20 protein-coding genes are annotated in these 23377 nt (G+C 39.7%); 8 read left to right on the forward strand and 12 right to left on the reverse strand.

The window, feature by feature from the left end:
* The coding region (locus tag LBH98_07860) for a hypothetical protein (GenBank protein ID MDR0304661.1) at positions 1 to 1662 on the forward strand (1662 nt) is incomplete at its 5' end.
* A gap of 287 nt (positions 1663 to 1949) precedes the next feature.
* On the opposite strand, the gene LBH98_07865 is transcribed toward LBH98_07860, so the two are convergent.
* Positions 1950 to 3278, reverse strand: a complete 1329-nt coding sequence (locus LBH98_07865) for a hypothetical protein (GenBank protein MDR0304662.1) — start codon at positions 3276 to 3278, stop codon at positions 1950 to 1952.
* Between the two features lie 85 nt (positions 3279 to 3363).
* Positions 3364 to 3756 (reverse strand): hypothetical protein, encoded by a 393-nt coding sequence (locus LBH98_07870; protein ID MDR0304663.1) that lies wholly within the window; start codon positions 3754 to 3756, stop codon positions 3364 to 3366.
* A 171-nt stretch (positions 3757 to 3927) separates the two neighbouring features.
* On the opposite strand from LBH98_07870, the gene LBH98_07875 reads away from it, so the two are divergent.
* From LBH98_07875 to LBH98_07890, 4 genes are all read left to right on the forward strand, one after another.
* Entirely contained in the window at positions 3928 to 4563 is a 636-nt protein-coding gene (locus LBH98_07875; GenBank protein MDR0304664.1) for a tetratricopeptide repeat protein, read from the forward strand.
* A 30-nt stretch (positions 4564 to 4593) separates the two neighbouring features.
* Positions 4594 to 5631: a sensor histidine kinase gene (locus tag LBH98_07880; protein MDR0304665.1), complete on the forward strand. Its 1038-nt coding sequence runs from the start codon at positions 4594 to 4596 to the stop codon at positions 5629 to 5631.
* 6 nt (positions 5632 to 5637) lie between these two features.
* Positions 5638 to 5988, forward strand: a complete 351-nt coding sequence (locus LBH98_07885) for a hypothetical protein (GenBank protein MDR0304666.1) — start codon at positions 5638 to 5640, stop codon at positions 5986 to 5988.
* Between the two features lie 117 nt (positions 5989 to 6105).
* Entirely contained in the window at positions 6106 to 8274 is a 2169-nt protein-coding gene (locus tag LBH98_07890; GenBank protein ID MDR0304667.1) for a transglycosylase SLT domain-containing protein, read from the forward strand.
* Here the strand turns inward: LBH98_07890 and LBH98_07895 are convergent.
* From LBH98_07895 to glgB, 8 genes are all read right to left on the reverse strand, one after another.
* Positions 8244 to 9542 (reverse strand): dynamin family protein, encoded by a 1299-nt coding sequence (locus LBH98_07895; GenBank protein ID MDR0304668.1) that lies wholly within the window; start codon positions 9540 to 9542, stop codon positions 8244 to 8246. The two genes, LBH98_07890 and LBH98_07895, sit on opposite strands and share 31 nt — an antisense overlap.
* 12 nt (positions 9543 to 9554) lie before the next feature.
* Positions 9555 to 11129, reverse strand: coding sequence for a tetratricopeptide repeat protein (locus tag LBH98_07900; protein ID MDR0304669.1), 1575 nt, complete (start codon positions 11127 to 11129; stop codon positions 9555 to 9557).
* Positions 11130 to 11142: 13 nt separating this feature from the next.
* Positions 11143 to 11508: an STAS domain-containing protein gene (locus LBH98_07905; GenBank protein ID MDR0304670.1), complete on the reverse strand. Its 366-nt coding sequence runs from the start codon at positions 11506 to 11508 to the stop codon at positions 11143 to 11145.
* A complete protein-coding gene (locus LBH98_07910) occupies positions 11492 to 12313 on the reverse strand; it encodes an ATP-binding protein (protein ID MDR0304671.1) in 822 nt (273 codons plus the stop codon). The genes LBH98_07905 and LBH98_07910 overlap by 17 nt, the downstream gene beginning before the upstream one ends.
* Complete coding sequence (locus tag LBH98_07915; protein ID MDR0304672.1) at positions 12314 to 12751, reverse strand: ATP-binding protein; 438 nt, start codon at positions 12749 to 12751, stop codon at positions 12314 to 12316.
* Positions 12729 to 13061, reverse strand: a complete 333-nt coding sequence (locus tag LBH98_07920; GenBank protein ID MDR0304673.1) for a hypothetical protein — start codon at positions 13059 to 13061, stop codon at positions 12729 to 12731. The genes LBH98_07915 and LBH98_07920 overlap by 23 nt, the downstream gene beginning before the upstream one ends.
* Before the next feature lie 66 nt (positions 13062 to 13127).
* A complete protein-coding gene (locus tag LBH98_07925; protein MDR0304674.1) occupies positions 13128 to 13898 on the reverse strand; it encodes a hypothetical protein in 771 nt (256 codons plus the stop codon).
* A 94-nt stretch (positions 13899 to 13992) separates the two neighbouring features.
* The gene (gene glgB / locus LBH98_07930; protein ID MDR0304675.1) at positions 13993 to 16221 is read right to left on the reverse strand and encodes a 1,4-alpha-glucan branching protein GlgB; all 2229 of its coding nucleotides are present in this window, start codon (positions 16219 to 16221) and stop codon (positions 13993 to 13995) included.
* Between the two features lie 383 nt (positions 16222 to 16604).
* Between glgB and LBH98_07935 the strand changes: the two genes are divergently transcribed.
* From LBH98_07935 to LBH98_07945, 3 genes are all read left to right on the forward strand, one after another.
* Complete coding sequence (locus LBH98_07935) at positions 16605 to 16856, forward strand: hypothetical protein (protein MDR0304676.1); 252 nt, start codon at positions 16605 to 16607, stop codon at positions 16854 to 16856.
* A complete protein-coding gene (locus LBH98_07940; GenBank protein MDR0304677.1) occupies positions 16849 to 17043 on the forward strand; it encodes a hypothetical protein in 195 nt (64 codons plus the stop codon). The genes LBH98_07935 and LBH98_07940 overlap by 8 nt, the downstream gene beginning before the upstream one ends.
* Positions 17044 to 17177: 134 nt before the next feature.
* Positions 17178 to 17624, forward strand: coding sequence for a hypothetical protein (locus LBH98_07945; protein ID MDR0304678.1), 447 nt, complete (start codon positions 17178 to 17180; stop codon positions 17622 to 17624).
* A gap of 436 nt (positions 17625 to 18060) precedes the next feature.
* Here LBH98_07945 and LBH98_07950 read toward each other — a convergent pair whose 3' ends face one another.
* Positions 18061 to 20532, reverse strand: coding sequence for a T9SS type A sorting domain-containing protein (locus LBH98_07950; protein MDR0304679.1), 2472 nt, complete (start codon positions 20530 to 20532; stop codon positions 18061 to 18063).
* Positions 20533 to 20577: 45 nt separating this feature from the next.
* Positions 20578 to 23082, reverse strand: coding sequence for a hypothetical protein (locus LBH98_07955; protein ID MDR0304680.1), 2505 nt, complete (start codon positions 23080 to 23082; stop codon positions 20578 to 20580).
* Positions 23083 to 23377 lie beyond the last annotated feature (295 nt).

Genomic DNA, 23377 nt, shown 5'->3' on the forward strand with positions numbered 1-23377 from the left:
TTTTGGGCGAAATATCTTCGTCCGCCCAAAGAGGAATACTGGGATTACATAATAGAGCGTCGAGATATGCTTGTTCCGCAGGATGTTCGCGAAAGAAAGGGTTCATTTTTTACTCCGCAGAAGTGGGTGGAGTTGTCACAACGTTATATCGCCGAAGTTTTGGGCGAAAACTGGCAGGATGAGTATTATGTATGGGATTGCGCGGCGGGCACGGGAAATTTACTCATCGGACTTACCAACAAATACAATATATACGCTTCGACTTTGGATAAGGCGGATGTTGATGTTATACACGACAGAATAGAAAACGGAGCCAATTTGCTTGAGAATCATGTATTTCAGTTTGATTTTTTAAATGATGAGTTTTTACCAAAAGCAAAAGGCGGAAAATTACCGGATAAACTCTTTGAGATTATAAGCGACCCCAAAAAATGCAAAAAACTCGTTGTCTATATAAACCCGCCGTATGCGGAAGTTTCAAGCGTTATAGGAAGAGGAAAAGCTGGAGTTAATCAATCAAAAATTCATGATAAATACATTTCAGAATTAGGAACAGCGGGACGAGAGATTTATACGCAATTTATAGCTAGAATTTATTATGAAATTCGTGGTTGCAATCTTGCAGAATTTTCGAAACTGAAAGTTTTACAAGGTTCTGCATTTGAAAATTTTAGAGCATTTTTTATGGCAAAATTGAAAAAAATGTTTATTGTTCCCGCTTGGAGTTTCGATAACGTAAAAGGGCAATTTCCGATTGGTTTCAAAATTTGGGACACAAACAAAAAGGAAAAATTTGGACAAATAATTTCTGATATTTTTGACACCGATGGAAACTTTATTGGCAATAAATCTTTTTATTCCTATGATAAAAAGGAATACATAAATAAATGGATTTCTTCGTTTAAAAATCATTCTGAAATAGATATTGGATTTTTAGCGGGAACAAATGGCAATGATTTTCAACACAATCAGATAGTCTATATTCTCAATAATAAAGAACAAATGCCAAACCCTCGTGGAATATGGATAAATCAGCATAATTTAATTTCTGCTTGTATCTACTTTGCCGTCCGCAAGGCAATTTCCGCCGACTGGCTAAACGACCGCGACCAATTTCTTTATCCCAATGATGGCTGGGAAAAAGATAAAGAATTTCAAAATGACTGTTTGGCTTATACACTCTTTAATAACAATATTTCTTGTAAACACGGCATAAACCACTGGCTCCCGTTTATAGAATGGGATGTGGGTGCTAGCGATAAATTTGACAGCAGTTTTATGACGGATTTCATTGCGGGGAAAATAGATTTGATTGTTGCAGAACCCAGTTTATTTTACAACTGCGGTGCTGGCGGAGGTGGCACGGGAGGAATAGCACCTAGAAAGAAAGCAAAACTTAAATTTTCGGAAACTGCCAAGAATGTTTTCAAAGCGGGAAGAGAATTATGGAAATACTACCACTTGCAACCAAAATGCAATGTGAACGCAAGCCTTTACGATATTCGTGAGCATTTCCAGGGCAGGAACGCCCAAGGTAAAATGAACAACAAAAGCGATGACGAGAAGTATAACGAGTTAATTGGCAATTTACGGATGGAGTTGAAAAATTTGGCTGGCAAAATTGAACCGAAAATTTATGAATACGGCTTTTTGATGAGGTGAGAGAGTATAACGTCAAATTTTCAAACGTTATCAAGCGGCGAACAACGATCTTTCATAACATAACACCCGGCATTCCAATGCCAAACTATTAGCGGAAAGATTAGATTTTGCTTGATTGTCAACATCAATTAAATCCTAGTTATTTCTTTCTGCAATTCTTTATCGCTCATGATAAGCATCCTTTTTGAAATATGTTTTGTTTCAACAATCAAAAATATACTATTCTCTACACCAACGTTGGTAAGTTTAAAATAAATATTGAAAATTTTGGCAAGATAAAACAACGATTAATAATTTCCTATTCTAAAATGTATTCTTCCCAGCGATGAAAATTCTTTATAATGTCTTGCCCATTCAAGAGAAAACGACAATTTACCGACAGGTATAGTAATTCCCGCCCCGTAGCCGAAAATTTGAGAAATCCCAAAAAAATCGTATTCTTTATCCATAGCCGCGCCATAATCAAAAAGTAAATAAACAGCCCCCGACTCACTGATATAATATCGAAAATCGTTTCCCAAAATACCGAAAGAAAGGCACGGAAAAATCGATTCCTGATAACCGCGAACCGATTTTGCGCCGCCGATTCTGAAAATTTGCGTCCGATGAAGATTTTGCGGCGTTTCAAACGCAATCATTCCTACGCTCGGCTTTGTTAAAAATGCAAGTCGAGAATTACCAACAGGAATGTGAATTGCGAATTGCGCGGAAATTTCGCCTTTTGGCATCCAATTTTTTTTATCTGAAATAACGCCGCTTTTTGCCGAAAATTCCGTTTGTGCGGCAAAATTCGAGCGAGTAAATTTTTTTGCGCCGTTATCTATCAAAAAATTTATTCCCGTGTATCTTGAAAGGGTATCTCCAATCGTCAACTCGCTATAATTCATCATTATTTTCATCGAAAATTTTTCACCGAAAAACTGCGTTCCCGCCGAAAGCGAAACGCTGCCGTATAACGAATCGGAAACTTCTATCTCCGCAGAAAACAACGCTCCTACGGATGTTCGCAAAATATACGGAATCTCAAAATCCCCGTTCAATTTATAAAATAATTCTTCTGCAAAATACGAAAAATTTACAATCTCCCCCGCCCCAAAAACGTTTACTATTCCCAAACTTGCGTTTCCGGTAACCGTATTTTTAGGATAAGTCGCAAAGCCGAGGCCTCCGTCAAAAAACACCGAATTCACGGGTTCGATTTTTATAGGGATTTCGATAGAAGAATCGTTTATTTCAGGAAAAAAAATAGAAACGGAATTTATATATTTTTTGCTTTGAAGAATATTTTTCACTTTTTCAAAATCATAATAATCATAATAACTTTTTAATATATTTTCTATCGGTTTTTCGGCAAGATAATATTTAAGTTTTCCGTTTATTATGAATTTAACGTCGGAAGTTTTTACAAAAGTTCCTTTATCGATAAACAAATCAACCGTTATAGAATCGTTTTTTTCAGTGATTTTCGGCGAGATTTTTACAAACGGGTGACCGTTACTTGCTAAAAACGAGACTATCCCTTTAACCGTTCGGCTAATAAATTCCGGACTATATTCAACATTCGGATATTCTCGGGTTTCATATTCTTCTTCGCGGTAAACTATTTCGGTAATCACAGACCCAAAAGTCCTATAAACAAAAAAACAGCAGAACAAAAACAATCTGCCGTTTAAAAAAAAACTGAACTTTTGGGACATTTTTTTACAAATTGCCTTTTTTCAACAATTCTTTACCTTCAATTGAATATTTAGTTGTTAGAACCGCTTCTAATCTTTCTGTGGGAATAATTTTTCCCGTAATCTGACAAATACCGTAAGATTTATCGGAAATTCTTTGCAGCGCGTCGTCAATCTGTTCAAGATATTTCGCCTGTCTTTCCGACAAACTCATGTTAAACTCTCTGTCATAAACGGTCGATGCCAAATCGCCCAAATGCATAGAGTAATGTACGTTTTCTCCAACCGAATCAAAAACCGCTTGTCCTATCGTTTGCTCAAGCATGTCCATGCGAGTTTCCAAAACTTTTTGTTTTTCTTCAAGCAATAATTTTTTAAATCTCAGCAATTCATCGTCCGATAATCTTTCATTCATCATTATAAAATCCTCCGCTTACAAAATTCTCAAAATTCAAGGTAAATATAATTTATTGTTGTCTAAAAAATCAATTTTCAAAAAATTTGCGGCTTTTTCTTTTGTGTAAAAAATTATTTTAACACTTTAATTTCGTAATAAATTATTTTTATAGTGAGAAGAGGAGATAATCTTTTGGATAAGAAGATGAGCGAAAACGTATTAAATTTCATTAATCGGAAGCAGAGTTCTATAGTATTTGCCGCTGTTTTGGCGGCAATCGTCATATTAGTTGTGTTGTCTTTTAATTATTTAAGTAAGCAAAAACATATTGAGGGACAAAAGGCGTTCGCCGAAGCCGTGATGTCGGTTTCCAACGGAAACGACGACGCTTTTGAGAAACTGAAAGCCGTTGCCGACGAATACAAAGGAACTTCATATTCCTGCTATTCGCTCGCACTTGCGGGAAAGACGCTTTTGGACAAGAAAGAATACAGAGAAGCGGCGATAGTTTTCGACGAAGCGTTAAAGGCAAAACAAACGACCCCTTTCTTTGTCGTACAACTCTATGATTCCAAAGCGACCGCATTAGAGTATGACGGCGCGTTGGACGATGCGTTAGCGGCATATAAAAAAGCCCTTTCCGTTCCGAATAACTATTTTAGAAGAAACGAGATTCTTTTGAAATCTGCGCTCCTCAACCTCAGAATGAATCAAAATAACGAAGCGATAAAATTGTTCAAAGAAATAATCGCCGATACCGGCGCAGAAGAAAAGCATTTACGAATCGCAAAAAACGAACTTGAAGCGCTTGAGGCGTTAAACCAATAGATCGGATACCTAAAAAGAAAGAGTTGTTTTATGGAACTTAATAAAGAAATTATAAAACTATTTAATATTGCGGTAAAAGACGAATTTACAGATTTACTTTCCGGCATTTCGGATTTTTTAGGCGCGTCAACGGAAAAACCCTGTGGCGTCGAACTTGCCGCGCTTTGGAATATGCCTTGTCGAGAACCGCTTTATTTAAACGTTAAACCTAATGAAAAACCGATTTCTATCAATTTTAACCCGGAAAATAAAAAACATTTTGTAGAGTGGCGCATAGGCGAAGAAAGCGGACGCTTGTATTGTATTGACGAAAACAACGAATTCAACGAAACCGTCATAGAAGCGGTATCGTCCGCTATCCGAATAAATATTGAAACGGCTGGGAAAAAAGTCGCTTGGGGAACTGAAGCGGCGGAAAGAATCTTGGGAATAACCTTTCACGACGTTCGCAATACTTTCGGCTCTGTAACCGGAGTTATGCAATTGCTGAAAATGGATGAAAGCGAAAACGAAAGAGTTCAAAGCAGTTTGGACAGCATTAATGATATTTTGAATAACTTTGACGAGCCAAATAAAATAACAATGCTGATTTTGCGTAACGAGCCGATACCTTACAAAAGCGACATAGTAGATATATCGTCTATTTACAATACAATTCTAACCAAAAACAAGCGCGCTTATTCTTATTCTCAGATTGATTTGGAATTTCAAGTTGCGCCGAATATAAAAACGACCGGCGATGAGCCCAAAATAACGCAAATTCTTACGGAATTTCTTTTTAACGCGTCAAATTCCATAGAAAACTGCAAAGAGGGCGGAAAAATTACCGTAGACGTTTCGCTTGTTGACTCATTTTGTGTAATAAACGTAAAAGACACAGGATTGGGAATGGACTACGATTCACAAAGATATATAACAAATAAGTTTTTCACCAGGAAGTATAAAAGACCAGGTTTGGGAATTCCAAGAATCCGCAGATATGTGGAAGATTGGGGCGGATATTTAATATTTGAATCCGAACAGAAAAAAGGCACTTCCATTACCGCTAAATTTCCAATAGTTCTTTAAGGAGGAATGATGAAATTTGTATTATTGTATGAAGACAAAAAAAACCGAATTGCCGTAGAGAAGCAGTTCGTAAGCGCCGGTCATGAAGTTATCGTATGTGAAAGTTCCAACGATTTTTTCACAGCGATTGAAAAAGGCGGTTTCGACAGAATAATCGTTGACGTAAAATCATGGTTCAGAGGGCTTGCGGTTTATCGTTATTTTGGAATAGCGAAAAAAATAATAAATATCCCGATTCTGTTTATCAATTCACCTGAAGGTTTCACAATTCTTGACAACATTCGCCCCAAAAACCCTTTGGACTTATACGTTCTCAACGAAGAAGGTCGGGAAAATCTTGCGGCGCGAATCGCATAGATTTCAAAACCGTTTAAATAATTTCTGCAGAAAATAACACTAACTAACGGAAAAATGTTTTTTTACAACGGTGTAAAGATATTTTAATCTTATAAAAATATTATTTCTGGAGAAATTTTGAAAAATAATATTTCAATTATTATAATCGCTATAATTGTTCGGTCGATGATTTTCGCTGAAGAAATTTCGGTTAATTTTGTAGATTCTCTTATAAGAAATTACTCGGTCGATGAAATTATATATGGAAACTATGACGAAGCGGAAAAGAAAATCAGGTTAATCCAATATAACGACAGCGGTATGTTTTATTTGGCGCTGGGCGAAATAGAAATGCGCAAAGGTAACCGTGAAAAGGCTATTTTGAATTTTATCAATTCGGCGGAGAAATCCAAAAAAATCGCTCCGTTCGCCTTTCGAAGGATCGGCGACATGGAACTTGCCGAAGGACATTTATCATACGCTGTCAGCGCATATAGAATCGCCGCGCAAAAAACCGCTTACGAGCCGTATCGTTATTTTCTGTATTCCAAAGTCGATTCACTGCGCATAGCGTTTCCGGACAGTTTAGGAAGCGTCGTTTGGGCTATGATTTATCTAAACGGAATAGAACGGGCGGGTGGAGCCGTTGAAGAAAGTTCCATAATAAACATTGAAAATTCACTGATAGAGAAAAAATTAACATCGGATTTATATTACGAATTTCTTTCTTTTATGAAAGATAAAACTATAACAAGGCGGTTTTTTGAATTAATCAAAGACACTACCGTCGCCGATACCGCGTTTGACATCAAAACGGCATTTGAAATAGCGCAGGAACTGTCAAACATCGATTTACTTTCGGCGGCGAGCGACTGGTTATATTTTGCGATGAATAAAAAAGATTTTGACGAGGAAATCACAAAAAAACAATATTTAATGTTCAGAGCGCAATTAAATTACTCTATGAAAAATTGGAGCAACGTAATAAAATACGGAAAAGAATATATTGAAAAATTCGGCGACGATTCCGATTTAATCTACAAAATAGGTCGTTCATACAGACAAAACGGCGACATAAAAGAAGCGCACAAATATTACGAAAAACATACGAGGTTATATCCCAACAGCAAAACTTCGCACGATATTCTTTGGTATTTAGCCTGGGAAAAAGAAGAAAATAAGGACTTTAACGGGGCAAAAAATTTATTTGAAAAATTATCGAACCAAAAGCCTATAGGAACACACGGCGAAGAAGCCGGTTTACGAGTAGGACTTTTAGATTTTCGCCAAGGAAAATACGATTTAGCGTTGACGAGATTTGAGAAATTTCGCCAGAAATTCCCTAATTCCTCATACGTTGCAGGATCTTTTTACTGGTCGGCAAGAACTTTTTTAGCAAAAAAAGACACGCTTTCGGCAAAAAAATTTATAGATTCGATAAACGTAACTTTTCCACTCACGTACTACGATTTTCGTTCCCGTCAAATATTTGGAAACAATGAAATTTCGACAATCAGCGTAAGCGATTCTATTTGGTATTCACGAATAGACAATATTTCAAAAATCGAACCCCCCGACACTCTAGCCAAAAACGCCGTACTTATCGACAATTTAATGCTGGGAATATTTCTTGGCGGACTTGGACTTAAAGATGAGGCGGAATTGCTTTTTGAGCCGATAGAAAACCGTAACTTCAAAAATTATCCGATTATCGTATCGTTGGCGAAATTTTATGCAAAAATCGGAGCGATTCATCATTTCTATCGTTTGGGAAGGCGAATTTATTGGGCGTTGCCGTCTAAACAACGCGGTGAATTTTCTCCGGAATATATAAAACTTATTTATCCGAACGCTTATTCCAAAGAAATTAACGCAAGCGCAAAAAAGTACGACGTAGAGCCGGAACTTGTGTTAGCGGTTATGCGGCAAGAAAGCATGTTTTCTCCGCAAATAATGTCTCCTGTAGGAGCGACCGGATTAATGCAGATCATGCCATATACCGGAAAAGAAATCGCAGATTATTTGAAAGTCCCTTTTGACCCTCAATTATTACTCATCCCTGAATTAAACATTGATTTCGGCGCATATTATTTAAGCAAACTCCTTAAACAGACACAAGGCGATTATGTTCAAACTCTCGCCGGTTACAACGGCGGTCCGAATAACGTAAAAAAATGGGTAAAAAACAACGAGGATATTCTTAAAGACGAACCGTATTTTGTAGAATGTATAGGGTTTTCGCAAACACGCACCTATGTAAAAAGGTGCTTGGAAAATTACTGGGTATATAAATTAATACATTTTTGAATGTTATTGAGTTTTTCGCGAAGTTCCCTTTGGTTTTCCTCTATTTCTCTAATATTTTTCTTCTCGGCGGATATTTTTTTTAGAATTTCCGCATTCTTTTGAGTATAATCTTTTTGGATACCGTTGAAAATATCGCCGGTTTTACGCTTGTTGTCCAGCAAAAGCGAGTTTATTATCCGTCGGCTTATTTCAGAGTATTTTTCATCCGAAAGTTCGAAAGTAATTATTTTTATCTTATCGATTTTCGGCGTAAAAAACGAAAAACTATCCCAACTTTTCTTTACTGACGATATTTTTTTCATAAAATTTTCGTTTTCAGAGAAATCTTTTTTCAAATTTTCAAAAGAATTTTCTACCGAATTTAATTCATCGTTTAAACGGTTTTTAATAGAGTTTACGATTTCATCTATCGCTTTAAACGAAATGGAAAGCTTTCTTTCGAGCGCTTCAGAAAGCGAAAAATACTTTTCTCTTTTCAAAAAACCGATAACTTCGTTTTTTATTACATCCATACCGGTTTCGTTTTTTGCCGATACGCAAAGAAACCATCCGCTTACATCTATATTAAGTTTACTTTTAAGCGTTTTTTTTACAAAATCGGTCGTCATCGCCAAATCGGCTTCGCTAAGCAAATCAATTTTATTGAATACAAAAAATATTCTGCTTGCCTGCGGAATTATCTGCTTAATAAAATTCAATTCCATCTGCGTTATAGGCAAATCGGCGCTTAATATAAAAAACACGGCGTCACACTGCGACAAAACGGCAAGAGTGGCTTTAGTATTATGAACATGCGTGGAACCGAATCCCGGCGTATCGATTATCGTCGTCGAGCCTGCAAGAAATTCGCTATTGCAAAACACTTCCGCTCTTGTAACGCCCAATTTATTTTCAGGATTGGCGCTTTCCGTAACAAAACCGCTCAATATTTCTTTGACGTTTTCTTCTTTCGCTTCTTTTTTAGAATTATCCGCGAATGAAATCACCGCTTTTGTTTCGTCGCCGAAACGAATTTCCGTAGGAATAGCCGTAAGCGGCAATACGGAAGTAGGAAGCAAATCTTTTTTTATTAACTTGTTTATAAAAGTCGATTTTCCGCGATTAAACTGCCCTATAATCGCTATATGGATTTCTCCTGAAAAAAGCCGACTGCGTATTTGCGATAAAATTTGCAACTGCTGTGAAACTAACTTCTCGTTCTTAATCGTTTCAAGATTAAGAACTAAATTGTCTATGATTTCGTCAAAAGATACTTCCGTTTGTTTCATCTCAAAAAATACTTACTCTCTGCCTTGTCTTATCGACTCCTGCCTCAGTTCTTCAACATCTACTATCGGTTCTCCCAAATGTAAATACATAAATTCGGCGTCAGAAGACAAATTACAGCCGGGTTGATTTTGCAGAATCCATCTGTAATTCATAGCCGCAAACGGATACTTTTCCAACTGCTCCGCATAGACATATCCTATCATAAAAAACACCTCGCACCATTTGGAATTCGCTCCGCCGTAAAGTAAATATTTTCTATATGAATTTATTGATTCCGTATATGATTTTGCGTCTGTCTGCAACTTCGCCAACTCCAAAAACGCATTTTTCCCTTCAGGAGAATACAAATACCATTCCGTCAGGTCCCGATAAAGTTTTTTCGCCCTTTCCGTGTTTTGGTTCGCCGCTAAACTGTCCGCTTCCGATTTTATTTGAGACGGCGATTTGCCGAATATGTCAACATAATCTTTCTGCATAAGGACAACGTTCGCCTTTGCACGTTTTTGATGAATATATTCAATTATTTTCGCTTCATACATCTCCGTTTTTATCGTATCGGAATAATTTTCAATCTCTTCCTGAGAAATGTCAAACGACGGATTTTTCATTTTGTCCGCAATCGCAAATTTTATAAAGTCCTGATTAGGCGTAAAATCGCTCTTTATTTTATCGCCTAAAACTTCATTAACATAATGACGCACGATTTCATATTTTTCAAACTGTTCTTTAAGTTTTTTATAACCTTCAGCCTTTACATAACCGGAACTTTTCGCCTCGTCCGCAAACAAAATCCATGATACCATTTTTGCGACGACCAAATCTTCGGAAACGTTTTGCCCTTTGGCTATCCAACTCATAACAACATTCAGTTCGGGTTCTGAAATCAATTTTCCCGCGCCCACAAGTTCGGATTTTGTATTATATTTTGGGAAATCCGCTCCAAACCTCTTCTTGTAAAGAATATCTCTGAAAAACGCCGCTCTATCGCCGGCCATCTGCTCAAACCATTTTGTTTTAAGATCTTCTTCGGAAAACCCCGGATAAATCGCCGAAAATTCAGAAGAAGGCGGATATTTAGTCAAAAACAATTTTTTTATTATCGAAATCCTCGCCCGATTAAAATCCATCGAATCGCTTTGCCCCAAACCAAATTCCATTAATAATTCGTTTTTATGTTTTTTATAATAAGCGTAAATTTCTTCGTCGGCGGCTCCCATGTTTTTATCTATAACGCCTACTTGATATATTTGTCCGGGAATGTAGATTTCTTTCCATTTCCATTCCAAACCGTTCATAACTTGCTTTTTATACTCTTGCGCTTCCTGATATAAAACCTGAGTTTCTATGAAAAGGGTCGTAGTATTACGACTTCCGGGGAATCTTCCTCTCATTTCTCTCACAGGATGATGATATTGCATACTGCTGAAAGCGATAAGGTCTCCTATGCTGTAAGTCTTTTTCGCTATCGTTCCAAACGGCGCGGTAAGTTCGTCGGCGGAGGATTTTACGTCGCGTCCGTTTTTTTTGGCGCAGCAAAAAACCAAAACGGAAACACATAAACAAAGCGTCAATCCAAATTTCTTCATTATAACCTACCTTTTATTTTTTCATCAAAGCGGCAAGCGCTTCGTCCGTATTTTTATAAACATTTAACGATGTCGACGCCCCTATAATATCAATTACGTCTTTAATATTATCGTTTATATTGCAAATAGCAAAGACGCCGCCTTTAAACCGAACGGTTTTGGTTATATTCAAAAAAGCTCCCAGACCGGTACTGTTAATATACCTTAAATTTTCCAAATCGGCAATAATATTTATTTTTCCGTCATAGTTCAAAATATCAAATATCGTATTTGAAAAAATCGTTGAAGTAGTCGAGTCGATATCGCCTTTAACTTTTACAATGACCCCGTCATTAACATTTTCCACATCCGTCTTCAAAATCTCAATCTGCGTTTGCATAATCAGATTCCCCTTTCTTTTTTACCACATGAACCCACGTTCCGTCAAATGAACTGTTTATCTCAAAATCATCTGAAAGTTTTTTTACCAAAGCCAAACCCCTCCCTCTGAAATCGTTTTCGGTTTTATTGGGGGAATCGGCCCATTTTTCCATACTTTTTTCTATCTCGTGTCCGGTTTTCCCTTTCATCGCTTTGAAAGAATATCCGTTATAAACATTTATCTCTACTTTGTTTTCTCCAATGGAACATAGAACTTCTATAGCTTTACATTCGTCTTGAGCCCCGTGTTCTATCGCGTTGTTACACAACTCGTCCACTATCATCTCTATCTGAAACACCGTTTTCTTTGAAATCCCGCACAATTCCGCAAAATCCGATACACAGCCTCTTATAGACGGCACAAACTCCAAATCCGCGGGTATTCTTATATTAACGGTATCGCGGTTTTTACAAAAATCCCAATAAAAATAATTTATTGCATCGTTTACATTGTAAAAGAATTTTAAAAAAGTACTTTGTTTTGTCACTTCTATCTTTTTTTGCAAATTTCTTGAGCGTCCAACAAAACACAACTTATGAAAATACTTTATCCCTATTTTACTTGCAAAATCAAATATTTTCAAGAGAACGTCGTCGGGAATATCGTCGGCAGCCCCTGCGTCCAAAATCACAAACTTACGGGAAGAAGAAACTATTTTTTCAAAACAACTGAAAAGTTCCGCGCCGCTTTCAAAATTCTCGTCTTCAAGAAATCTTAAAAACGCGACTTCGTCAAATTCTTCGCTTAAAAGTACCGACGGCATTTAATCTACCTTTACGGCTCGTGTTATTTTGACATTTGTAATCCTGCCGCCGCGCAACCGCAATATCGCGCTGTCAGAATATCTTTCAATCAGACATATTTCGGGGGAACCTATGCCGAACTCCTGCAGTATTCCGCCTTCTTCCGTACAGATAACGTTATTTTCCGAACTGTTTTGCTCCAAAATATCAAACAAAAGTCCGTCTCCGCCTATCTCAAATTTTATATCAAGCCAAGATCCTGTCGTCTGTTTTTTTATCATATTAGAAATCTTACCGCACAATTCGTCGATAACTATTTCCATTTGATACAAAAATCCGCTGCCTAAACCATAAGCCATCAGCACTTCTACGATATACCTTCTCGCTAAAGGAATATATTTTTCAAGCGCCGGAATCGACAGTAAAAAACACTTGCTATTCTTCGCCGTACAGGACATACGCTTCATCCTCGGAAGATAACATCTTTTTTTTAACAAGCGTTTCAATCAACCGGCATTCCGCCGCAAGCAAAACGGTAAACGACGGCGTATCTCCAAAAATATCCGTGAATTTTTTCGTTTGAGCGTTTTTCTCGGAAATGTTTCGCAAAGAATCCAGAACACATTCCATAACGTACATTATTTCACCGTAAGTTACGTTTCCGTCGCGGTATTCTTTGAAATCTTCAATGGCTTTCAAAAATAAACCGTTAAGTTTATCAAACTCTTCTTTGCTGTCGAAAACGTTGTTTAATTTCTGATCTTGCACTGTTTTCCTCTCCTTCTGCAAAAAGATATCGTTGGCAAAAATAATATCGGCGCAAGTTTAACACGGTCATTTTCTTAAAGATACGGCGATTTCCAGCATATCAAAACCTTGCGCAACGACATTTTTAAGCAAATCCGCGTTTATTTTTTTTATGTCGTCGGAAGAAATATTAACTCTGGATTCAAGCGAATGCCAAAAAACCAACCCTTTCTTAATCGTCGAAACGCTTGACGCTCTTGCAAAAAACAACTCTTTTTGCGTGTTGGCGTCATAAAACAAATAGTTGGCTTTAAGTTTTCCCTCGATTCCCGCTCCCGCTCCGAAAATGGCTCTGCGAACCGCCGCAACTCGATATTCTTCAACGTCGATTAAAAGAACTATCGTATTTTGCAATTCATGTTTTTTCAATTCTTCAAAAAACACCGAATCGATTACTATTTTATTATTCAAGAATAATTTTCTGCACACGCGCATCGAAAATTCCTTAGGAATAAACTCGGCGTTTATTTCCCGCCCTAAATGCGTTCTTACCATCTCTTCAAAAGTATCGCGAAGCTCGGGTATTTCTCCGGATTGAATCCCGACAAAAACGATCTTGTGAATTTTCGCGTCATTTTTTTCAACGGTAAAAGCGTCCTCAATAACAAAGGGGTTTTCAAAAGCGGCGGAATCTATCTCTTCTAAAAAAATTTCATCGGATATTTCATTTTCCGTAATTTCCTGCGGCGATTGTAAAACGCTGTCCGCATGCGCTGAAACGCTGTCTATCCGCAACGCGTCGTTTTCTTGTGCAAACAAGCAAAACGCAGTCGTAAACAATATCGATATTTTTTTCATTTTAACCTCGCTTTACACAAACTTTAAGCGTCGGAAATATAATATTTGCGCAAAAACAAAAAGAGGCGCGTTTTGCGCCTCTCTAAAGAAAAACCTATTCAAACTCAAAAATAAGAAACGCAAGCGGCGGCAAATCAATTTCAAGGGTAAATTCTTTGCCTTGCGACGATTCTTTTTTCGTTGAAATCGCCTTTGAGCCGTTTCCTAATCCCTCTCCTCCGTATTCGGCGGCGTTTGAGTTGAAAACTTCTTTGAAGCGGGCGTCGTAAGAAATTCCCAAACGATAGCCGTAACGAATGACCGGTGTGAAATTAAACGCAAACAGAAATTTTTTCTTCTGCGATTTGGACTTGCGGACAAACGCGATTACACAGTTGTCGCGGTCGTTATAATCAACCCATTCAAAACCCTCGTGCGAAATATCGTCTTCCCACATCGCGCAGTTTTTAACGTAAAATCCGTTCAAGTCTTTAACCATTTTATTGATTTTTGAATGATAAACTCCGTTAACGCTTTCGTCAAGCAAGAACCAGTCGATTTGACGCTTTTCGTACCATTCGTTTCGCATACCGAATTCCGCGCCCATAAAGCAGATTTTTTTGCCGGGATGCCCATACATAAATCCGTACAACAAACGCAGATTTGCAAATTTTTTCCAATCGTCGCCGGGCATTTTTTCAAGCAAACTTCTTTTTCCGTGTACAACTTCGTCATGCGAAAGAACAAGCATAAATTTTTCGGAAAACGCATACCACAAGCAATACGTCAAATCGCCCTGATGGTATTTTCTATTGACAGGGTCTTGTTTGAAATAATCCAGAGTGTCGTGCATCCAACCCATATTCCACTTAAACGAGAAGCCGAGCCCGCCGTATTCGACAGGGGCGGTTACGCCCGGAAACATAGTAGATTCTTCGGCGATTGTTATTACTCCGGGAAACGAATTATGGACGACCCAATTTACTTGTTGCAAAAACCCTATCGCTTCCAAATTTTCGTTGCCGCCGTGAGCGTTGGGAAGCCATTCGCCATGCTTTCTGCTGTAATCTCGATAAAGCATACTCGCGACCGCGTCGATTCTCAAACCGTCTATGTGATATTGTGAAATCCAATAAACCGCGTTCGCCACCAAAAAATTGCGTACTTCGTGCCGCCCGTAATTGAAAATAAGCGTTCCCCAGTCTCTGTGTTCGCCTTCTCGCGGATCTGAATGCTCGTACAAATGCGTCCCGTCAAAAAACGACAGAGCGTATTCGTCTTTTGGGAAATGCCCCGGCACCCAATCCAAAATTACTCCGATGTTGTTTTGGTGAAGAATATCCACCAAATATTGAAAGTCCTGCGGAGATCCGAAGCGGTGATTTACCGCATAAAACCCTCCTACCTGATAGCCCCAACTGGGCACAAACGGATGATCTTGCACGGGCATAAATTCTACGTGCGTGTATCCCATTTCTTTTATGTACGGAACAAGAAGTTTGGCGATTTCGCGGTAATTGTAATAATCGCCTTCTTCGTTGCGACCGCTTTTTTTCCAACTTCCCAAATGCATTTCATAAATAGACATAGGTTCTCTATGCCACTGACCTTTGTCTTGACGACTCAAAATCCACTCCTGGTCGCTCCACTTGTAATTTTTGGTGGAACTTACGACCGAACCGTGATAAGGAAAAGCCTGCTGCGATATTCCGTAAGGGTCGGCTTTAAGAACCAAATGCCCGGAACCGGCTTTTCTTATTTCGTATTTGTAAACCGTTCCCTCTTTAAGCGCAGGGATGAAAATTTCCCAAACGCCCGAACTTCCAATCGGACGCATCGGATGGGCGCGCCCGTCCCATAAATTAAAATCGCCGACAACGGCGACTCTTTGGGCGTTTGGCGCCCAAACCGCAAAATGCACTCCTTCAACGCCGTCTATCGACATTAAATGAGAACCCATCTTTTCAAAAATATAGCGATTATTGCCTTCGTTGAACAAATACAAATCCTCGTCGGTAAGAACCGGAAGAAACGAATACGGGTCGGCGGTTCTTTTTATAAACCCGTCGCCGTAATAAATTTCCAGTTCGTATTTGAAAACTTTCTTTTTATCTTCAAGCAAGAGAGTAAAGACAGGCGTTCCTTCTATATGAAACATATCGGCGATGAACTTTCCCTTACCGTCATAAACCTTAACGCAAGCCGCTCCGTAATAAACGGCGCGAATGGAAACGCCTCTGTCGCAGGGATGCATACCCAAAATCGAAAAAGGGTCTCTAACCGAACTGCCGCACAACGCCGCTATGTCGCCGTCTGATAAAACTCCGTTTATATCCGCACTCATTTAAACCCTCCGTAGAAATTTTAAATAATAACCGTCAATAGCAAATATAACTTAATACCGAGACAAAATGCAAAGATTTTGTAATCTTTCGACAAACTAATCGACAAAGTGCGAAATAATATGTTTTTAATAAAAACTTGCGGAAGTTATTTATGAATAATGATTTTACGTTAATTTTTGATACTTATGATTGATTTTTCGTATTTGCTTTGAACATTATATTATTTTGCCCTGATAACATGGAAAATATATGTTTTGAGAGGTGGATATTGAGTAAGCACGGTTGGTTTATAGGATCATTAGCTTTGAGTTGCATTCCTATTTATGCGGATTTCGTATCTTATTTTTTACATTCGTATTGTGGACTATCACCCAGAGATATTATGGCGGCGGCTATTTGTGTAGTTACTGTTTCTTATTTTGAAATCGACAGATATGGAAACTCTGCAGAATTTATAATGAAGATATTGTTTGTAGCCATTGCCGTGTTTGCTGTTTCTTATGCAGCTATGGGTCAGGATGCGACAAAAAGAGAGTGGTTGCTGGCTATATCATGTTTTTTGGGAATATTGACAGTTTGCTGCAAAGAGTTGTTTTTTAAATCGGTTAAAGTAAAGGAGTCAAAAGATGGTTGAAGGTTTGATTATTGTTTTAGGTTTGTTGTTTTTTGGCGCTATGGGTTATACTGCCAAAAAAAGGAAAGAAGCGGCTATAGTGGAGTTGTTACCGGGGAATCATTCGCCGTCAGCGGAAAACATTGACATTTCTCATACAGTAAAAACCACCTATGATAATCTCAAAAGATTTGTGGCGGCTGTGTAATAATGGAAAATTCCGCTAATTCATTAAGGCGTTGGAAAGATGATATTGTTTTATTGATTAATGAATTCGTACAAGAAGTAAATTCTCAATACGCTAGTCTTATTACAGAACCGCTAACTGTAAATAAACGTTCATTGGACAGAATATGGTATACTTACGATAAAGAGCTTGAAAAATTCAAGAGAAAATATCTCAAAAAGTCGTCGAAAGATAAAGAAGTTAAGATTGATTATCACAAGATAACAGCGCTTTACTTGAAAGTGTTTCTTATATTTGAACCCATAAGATTGACGCATGAAGGGTTAGAGAAAAGAAAAGAAATTTCAGATATTCAATTTGAATATATTATGGATCACGCTAATGAAATATTCTGCGCTTCTCTGATAGAAGTTATCTTTAGGGGTAATGGATGGGACGACGACACAAAACGTCCAGAAAAACGATTGATGTTGTCGGATAAAGAAAAACGATGGTTGATAATATTATTAAATCATTATCGTATATACCCTGACACTATAGACGTTTTATCTTTGGCGCACACTGTTTATTATCTTGAACAAGCTCGTTTTCGTCTTCCTTAAATAAGGCTAATAATTTTCGAACCATTCTAATATGTTATATGTGTTAAAATGAAAAATGGTGAAACAGTATATACAATTTTACGTTTGATTATAGCGTTTACTTTGTGTTTATGCGGTTTTATTTTGACCGGATTAAGTAAGGAGAATTGATTATGAATGATGCGAATGCTATCGTTATGGTTTTAGAAGCAAAAAAACGCCGCAAATAAAACAAAAAATGGTCAAAATCAATTATTGTCAAAAATTCTCCGTATGCAAATTTCACGCCCTAATAATTTTAATTGAAAAGAAGATTATATAAACGCTTTGGAAGAGAAATATGAGAATATTCATTGTTACTTGAAATTCTTGAGTATTAGATGTCGTTTCTAAAAGAATAAAATAGGCGGATATTTCTATCCGCCTATGTCGTTTCTAATCTTTTAGCGATATAAGATTACTTAATCATTATCTTATGCTGCAACAGTGAAGCGCCGGCCTGTTTCACGTTAAGAATAAATATCCCTTTTGAAAGGTTATCCGTTCTCAAACCGGTAGCGTTTACGCCGTTTATCGCACTGATATTCTGTTTGCCGACCATACGACCTTGCAGGTTGTAAAGTTCGACCGAGTAATTTCCTGCGTTGAGACGAAGGTTAATCTGTCCGTTTCTTATTCCCGTAAACGCCAAAACTCCCGTCTTTTTATCCTTGACGTTGAAAATAGCGCTGCCGTTGCAATTCGGATCAAACGGATCACAGTCATCGCCCGGTCCCGGAATATCTACGTCATCAGGGTCAAAGCCCGGGGTAACTACGATTGGGTCTTCAAACGCCTGACCCGGTATAAGATTTACACTCGTAGAAACATACGGGTTAAAATTGACAGACCAATAACCGTTTCCGAGATTTTTCGGAGCAAGCCGCGGATTTCCTTTGCCTCCAGTATATTCGACATTCAATTCAGTCGCATCTATCTGCACGATAAACGAAACTTCGTCGTAATACATATTACCCGGATCATTAGAATTGTTAAGTGTAGCCGTAAGCGTAGTTCCGCTCAAATTAGCGCCGCTTACCGCGTTTGCCGTCATACGATACGTAACCGCTTCCGAAGCGGTATAGACAACCAACTCTTTCGCATCAATCTTTTGACTCAAATAATCGTAATGCGCTCTCAACTGGAATTTGGTGATACCGCCCCACCAGCCGCCCATTTCCTTTGCAGGAGAGTTAATAGGCCACATGCTGTTGTGTTCGTTGTTGTACCATGCGCCTTCGGCAATATCCGCTACGGCGTGGAACTCACGAACCATATAACCTTTTGTTTCAATGATTTTATCTATCATTTCGTTTAATCCCAAACGCACGTGAGCGTTATCGGGATATACGTAGCCGGCACCTTGTTTAGAAGGATTCCAATCACTTTTTTCAATATAGAAAGCATCAAAGTCTATTCTATACGGATGGAAGAAATCTCCCGGCATCGGAACACCGGATTTTGCTCCTCCGCGCGCAGCGGGAATTCCGTAATCTTCCAATTTTTTGTGAGACGTTTCACTATACGCGTCCATAGGATAACCGAAATACTCGCTTTTCTTTCCGACTCTGAAATATTTACCAGGGTTCTCAATACGATCATAAATTTTCTCGTTAATTTTATCGTTCGCCTGTTTCATATTTCTCTGCATATCCGTCGCATCCCAAGCACTGTAACACATAATCTTGGCGACAAATCCCGGAGACCCTTGATCAGCAGCGACATATTGGTGCGTCCAGCCGTTTCCGTATTGCGTTAACTGTGCTATATCGTACCAAGTAACCCCCGTAGCGGCGATTTTACCTTCGTTTACAATGTCCGCTCTTGAATAATCAAGGTCGGGATCATCAAGCAAATTAGATTTTTTCGTATATTTCACATACGCTTTTTTCCCGCTGGGAAGAGTAATCGTTTCGGTTCCGGCTTTCGCCGTAACGACAGGTTCTATAACCAATCTGGGACAGCCAGTACCAGATTCTCCTCCGCAAGCGTCGCCGCCTACGGGTTCGGTGGAAGGAGCGACGGCTGTCCAGTAAGGCGTAGCTTTAACCGTAACCAATTCACTTTCAAAATCAACCGTAGCCGGAACGGGCCATGCTAGTCCGGCTTGCGAAGCATTTCCCCATGTTCCGACAACCGTAAGTCCGCGTATAGCCGGAGGAATCGACGGATCATGAGAGGGAACTACCGTCGTAGGGTAAAACCATTGCCACTGGTCTGCGGCGGAAGTGTGGTCCCATGAGTGGTTAAACATTTCATGTCCGTCGGTTACCATTTTAAGCGCCAAATCCCATTCCGAATCGTCCATCATATCCACATACACGCCCCAAGACTGCTTAATTTGTTCGTATTTGGGTTCACGTCCCAGTAAATAAGCCGGAGTTACCGAATTATTAAACGGCATAGAACCTATATCGTCGTGAGTCATAGAGTATGCGCCTTTCGCGCCGTTTCTCCAAGTCGCTACAAACGGAGCCGATTCGGACGGACTGTTTCCGTCCCAACCCTTCCATTGGTAATTCACTTTACCATTGCCGGTTGCCGAAAGAGAATTGACAAGCACCCAAGGAGACGTTCCGCCTTCGGAACCAGTTTCTCCGGGTTTGTCACCCTTTGTCCAGAATTTAGTCCACCACCAAAGCGTTTTACCATTCCAAGTGCCGTACGAAACGGTATCACCCTCAAAATTTGCGTAATTGCCACTGTAACTAGTGGCTTCGTTCCACGTACCCTTGTTTGAATAAGTCGCACGAGTCTTCGGGGAATTACTCAAACGCTCTCTTTCCCTGTCGATCTGAAATCTCGCGTCATACATCGACGGCAAGTGAGCGCACACGACGGTCGCCGCCGCGGCTACGGCCGACAGCGACAGAATCAATTTTTTTTTCATAAATTCTCCTTTTTTTTATAAAAAAATTCCCAAAATTTCACCAAATTATTTAAGCATTATTTTACTGTTCAATAACAATTCCCCGGACTGCTTCACGTTGAGAATAAACATTCCTTTCGCAAGATTATCCGTTCTTAACCCCGTGGCGTTTACTCCGTTTATAGCCGTGATATTCTGTTTGCCGACCATACGACCTTGCAGGTTGTAGAGTTCTGCGGTATAATTCCCCGCTTTCAAGTTAAGCGCGATCTGTCCGTTTTGAATTCCGACAAACGAAACCGCCGCAGGTTTTACCGCCGTTTTGCCGTTTTGGTGTTTTATCGACGTCCAGTCGATATATTCCTCGCCGCCTTCTACGCCTTCCCAATTTCCGTTGGGAACGAGGTTAATTTCTCCTTCGGACCTGAAAGGATTAACCGAAACCGACCAGATTTTACCTTCGCCGTCCATTTTGATCGGTTTTCTGCGCGGCGCGACGTTCGTTCCTTCTCCGTCGTTATATTTTGCCGCCAAAGTATTGCAAGCCGCGTCTAAAGCGACGATCGCCGAAATTTCGTCGCGATATTTTTCAACTATGGTTTCGGTAGTCGTAAGGTTAAGTTTATAGTTGCCGCCGTCTTTCGTCAAACTTGCGTTTTTGGCGGTCGCGTTAGCCGTCATTCTGTATTTAACCGCTTCGGACGGAGTATAAACCACAACTTCGCGATTGGTTATTTTTCTGTTAAGATACTCGTAATGCGCTCTCAACTGGAATTCGGCGATACCGCCCCACCAGCCGCCTCTGTCCTGTCCGGCGTCGTTTACGTCCCAAGTGTCGGGATTGCCGCTGTTATTGTACCAGTCGCCGTTATCGCTTCGAATATCGGCTACAGCATGAAATTCGCGAACCATATATCCCTTTTTGGCGATAACCTCTTCTACCAACTGGTTCAATCCCAAAAGCACGTGCGGATTGTGTGGAAACACGTAATCTCCGCCCGAACTCTCCGCAGTCCAATCTTTGTCCTGAATGAAAAACGCGTCAAAGTCGATTCTATACGGATGGAAGAAATCCCCCGGCATCGGAACTCCCGATTTGGCGCCGCCTCTCGCCCCGACAAATCCCGCGTTTTCAAGGTATGCGTGCATATCTTCGGAATAAACGTCGAACGGATAACCGAAATATTCGCTTCTTTTGCCGTTAACAAAGTAAGGCGTCGCGCCTACTTTACCGTACAGATTGTCATTAATCAGATTATTCGCTTCTACGACGTTTCTCGTCTTGCCCGCCGCGTCCCATCCGAAAGAACTGTGTACTTTCAAAACGAAACAGGGTCTGCCTTTGTCGTCTTTGGTAAGATCTCCGTTGTAATAGAACGGATACTTGCTTTGAATATCAGGCAAATCAAGCCAGCCGACAGTGTTTACCGCCACTTTACCCAAAGACTTGTTTACGTACATTTTCTGCCCTGTCTGCGAAATCGTGACTTCCTCCGTTCCGTTTTTGGTCACGATTTTCATAATTCCTCCGTTGGGCGCTTCTTCGTTCGGACTTAATCCTTCCCAATACGGAAAGGCGTAAATTTCTACAAGATCGTTGCTCGCCTTAAGCGTATCGACCCAAGTGCCGGGTTCATAGTTCGGTTTCCCCAAAGGACCGTCCCATGCGCCGTTTCTGTCGGTTATCGTTTTTGTTCCGTCTTTATTGAACACTTCAAGATCTGTCTCTAGAGACCAACTTCCTTGAGCCATGTGATAACTGATTCTCCACGCGCCTACGACTTCAAGCCCCTGAACGACATCCGGGATGTCCGGGTCGGTTGAAGACAGCCTCTCTCCAGGATTATAAACGCTCCATCTGTCCGCCGCGGAAGTGTGATCCATCGAATGGTTAAAAATTTCGTGTCCTTGTTCTACCATTAATTTCGCCTGCGACCAATCCTCTTCGTCCATAGCGCCGACATACGCGCCCCAGGCCTGTTTTATTAACGGAAAATCCTGCGCCAAATCCCAGCCCGGCTGTATGGATTTGTCAAACGGCATTCCGCCGTCGCTTCCCAAATCGTCGTGAGTCATGGAATACGCGCCTTTCGCACCGTCTCTCCAAGTTGGAACTACCGCCCACATATTACCGCCTTTGCCGTCCAAATCGCCTAACCAGCCGCTCCATTGATAATTAGAAGTTCCGTTTGCCGCCGCCGAAAGCGAATTTATAAGAACCCATGCAGAAGTTCCGCCTTCCGGAGGCGTTTCACCCGGCACGTCGGAACTTGTAGGAGCGAATTTCGCCCACCACCAAAGTTTTTTCCCTTTCCAATCGCCATGCCAAACCGTATCTCCCTTACCGATTGTAAAATCGCCTTTGTAAGTCCCCCCCGCTTCCCACTCGCCTTTGTTTGAGTAACTGTCCGCTCTTGTTTCTCCACGAAGCCCGCCGCCGATAACCGCTCTCGCGCCGAATCCGGTTTGTCTTGAACGCAGACTCGCGTCATGCGCCGGCGGCAAATGTGCAAACGAAACCGCAATAAACGAAAGCGTCGTTAAAGCCGCCGCAATACTTTTTTTTAACATAAAAAACCCCGCTGTTTTGTTAATTCTTTAGCATTTTATTATATACCCAAAAGCCGCCGCATAAAAACGACCGTTTTTGTACCACGTTTATATATAAGAATAATAAAATAACTTTATTTTTGCACGTTTTTTTTTGTTATATGCACATTTTTTTGTCGTAACGTCGGTTTTTTTGCAAACTTTTATATTTTTTAACGGTAAAAAAACATTTTAACGAATAATTTATTCGTATGCAAAAAAATATTTGACCGTGCATACGAAAATATAGTATTATATGTATCGCAACATAGTTGAA

The sequence above is a fragment of the Chitinispirillales bacterium genome (assembly GCA_031254455.1).
Lineage (GTDB): Bacteria > Fibrobacterota > Chitinivibrionia > Chitinivibrionales > Chitinivibrionaceae > WRFX01.

Coding starts and splice junctions, on each gene's coding strand:
- LBH98_07940 (MDR0304677.1), top strand. CDS start 16,849: ATGGTTGAAGGTTTGATTATTGTTTTAGGTTTGTTGTTTTTTGGCGCT.
- LBH98_07905 (MDR0304670.1), bottom strand. CDS start 11,508: ATGCAAACGCAGATTGAGATTTTGAAGACGGATGTGGAAAATGTTAAT.
- LBH98_07925 (MDR0304674.1), bottom strand. CDS start 13,898: ATGAAAAAAATATCGATATTGTTTACGACTGCGTTTTGCTTGTTTGCA.
- LBH98_07935 (MDR0304676.1), top strand. CDS start 16,605: ATGGCGGCGGCTATTTGTGTAGTTACTGTTTCTTATTTTGAAATCGAC.
- LBH98_07900 (MDR0304669.1), bottom strand. CDS start 11,129: ATGAAGAAATTTGGATTGACGCTTTGTTTATGTGTTTCCGTTTTGGTT.
- LBH98_07885 (MDR0304666.1), top strand. CDS start 5,638: ATGATGAAATTTGTATTATTGTATGAAGACAAAAAAAACCGAATTGCC.
- LBH98_07870 (MDR0304663.1), bottom strand. CDS start 3,756: ATGATGAATGAAAGATTATCGGACGATGAATTGCTGAGATTTAAAAAA.
- LBH98_07950 (MDR0304679.1), bottom strand. CDS start 20,532: ATGAAAAAAAAATTGATTCTGTCGCTGTCGGCCGTAGCCGCGGCGGCG.
- LBH98_07955 (MDR0304680.1), bottom strand. CDS start 23,082: ATGTTAAAAAAAAGTATTGCGGCGGCTTTAACGACGCTTTCGTTTATT.
- LBH98_07915 (MDR0304672.1), bottom strand. CDS start 12,751: ATGTCCTGTACGGCGAAGAATAGCAAGTGTTTTTTACTGTCGATTCCG.
- LBH98_07910 (MDR0304671.1), bottom strand. CDS start 12,313: ATGCCGTCGGTACTTTTAAGCGAAGAATTTGACGAAGTCGCGTTTTTA.
- glgB (MDR0304675.1), bottom strand. CDS start 16,221: ATGAGTGCGGATATAAACGGAGTTTTATCAGACGGCGACATAGCGGCG.
- LBH98_07880 (MDR0304665.1), top strand. CDS start 4,594: ATGGAACTTAATAAAGAAATTATAAAACTATTTAATATTGCGGTAAAA.
- LBH98_07895 (MDR0304668.1), bottom strand. CDS start 9,542: ATGAAACAAACGGAAGTATCTTTTGACGAAATCATAGACAATTTAGTT.